Genomic DNA, 1,008 nt, shown 5'->3' with positions numbered 1-1,008 from the left:
AGGTAAGACCCCAGGAAGATGACCTGGTCGATCGGCCCGAGATGTACACGCCGTGAGGCGTTCAGTCGACGGGTACGAATCGGTCGAGGACTTGACCTTAAGCTTTACATCGTATATAATACGAACCTGTGCAGTTCTCAAGGGGCAAACCTTTAATGGACAAACCCTTTAAATAAAGGGCTCTTTTCCAGGAAAAACCCCTTGAAAAGCTGATGATTCTGTTATAAAATCTTTATTGTTCTTTGGAGAGATGGCCGAGTTGGTCGAAGGCGCACGATTGGAAATCGTGTAGGCGGGCAAAACCTGTCTCAAGGGTTCGAATCCCTTTCTCTCCGCCATATCGGGGTGTAGCTCAGTTTGGTAGAGCGCCTGCTTCGGGAGCAGGAGGCCGCACGTTCAAGTCGTGTCACTCCGACCATCTTAATCACAAGTAAAAATGCGGGTGTAGCTTAATGGTAAAGCCCTAGCCTTCCAAGCTAGTTACGTGGGTTCGATTCCCATCACCCGCTCCATCATGGCGGTTGTGGCGAAGTGGTTAACGCACCGGATTGTGGCTCCGGCACTCGTGGGTTCAAGTCCCATCAATCGCCCCATGGCGGCATCGCCAAGTGGTAAGGCAAAGGTCTGCAAAACCTTTATTCCCCAGTTCGAATCTGGGTGCCGCCTCCATAATTACTCGGGCGATTAGCTCAGATGGTTAGAGCGCTTGCTTGACATGCAAGAGGTCAGCGGTTCGATTCCGTTATCGCCCACCATTTGCCTCGGTAGCTCAGTCGGTAGAGCAGAGGACTGAAAATCCTCGTGTCGGTGGTTCGATTCCGCCCCGAGGCACCATCCATCGGAGGGATTCCCGAGTGGCCAAAGGGAGCAGACTGTAAATCTGCCGGCTCTGCCTTCGAAGGTTCGAATCCTTCTCCCTCCACCATCTAATGATCCATTAGCTCAGTTGGTAGAGCACCTGACTTTTAATCAGGGTGTCGCTGGTTCGAGTCCAGCATGGATCACCAT

9 tRNA genes and 1 rRNA gene are annotated in these 1,008 nt (G+C 52.1%); all 10 read left to right on the top strand.

Annotated elements, in window-relative coordinates:
• Positions 1-99, top strand: a 23S ribosomal RNA gene (locus H1S01_RS20435); the annotation flags it as partial.
• 145 nt (positions 100-244) lie between these two features.
• A tRNA-Ser gene (locus H1S01_RS20430) sits at positions 245-338 on the top strand.
• Positions 339-341: 3 nt separating this feature from the next.
• A tRNA-Pro gene (locus H1S01_RS20425) sits at positions 342-418 on the top strand.
• Positions 419-438: 20 nt separating this feature from the next.
• Positions 439-512 (top strand) — tRNA-Gly (locus tag H1S01_RS20420).
• 5 nt (positions 513-517) lie between these two features.
• A tRNA-His gene (locus tag H1S01_RS20415) sits at positions 518-593 on the top strand.
• 1 nt (position 594) lies between these two features.
• Positions 595-669 (top strand) — tRNA-Cys (locus tag H1S01_RS20410).
• Positions 670-678: 9 nt separating this feature from the next.
• A tRNA-Val gene (locus H1S01_RS20405) sits at positions 679-755 on the top strand.
• 3 nt (positions 756-758) lie between these two features.
• Positions 759-834, top strand: a tRNA-Phe gene (locus H1S01_RS20400).
• A 6-nt stretch (positions 835-840) separates the two neighbouring features.
• Positions 841-925: transfer RNA gene (locus H1S01_RS20395), tRNA-Tyr, on the top strand.
• A 6-nt stretch (positions 926-931) separates the two neighbouring features.
• Positions 932-1,007 (top strand) — tRNA-Lys (locus tag H1S01_RS20390).
• Position 1,008: the final 1 nt, after the last annotated feature.

Source organism: Heliobacterium chlorum (genome assembly GCF_014502795.1).
In the GTDB taxonomy this organism is placed as follows: domain Bacteria; phylum Bacillota; class Desulfitobacteriia; order Heliobacteriales; family Heliobacteriaceae; genus Heliobacterium; species Heliobacterium chlorum.
This window is presented reverse-complemented; position numbering and strand designations above follow the sequence as displayed.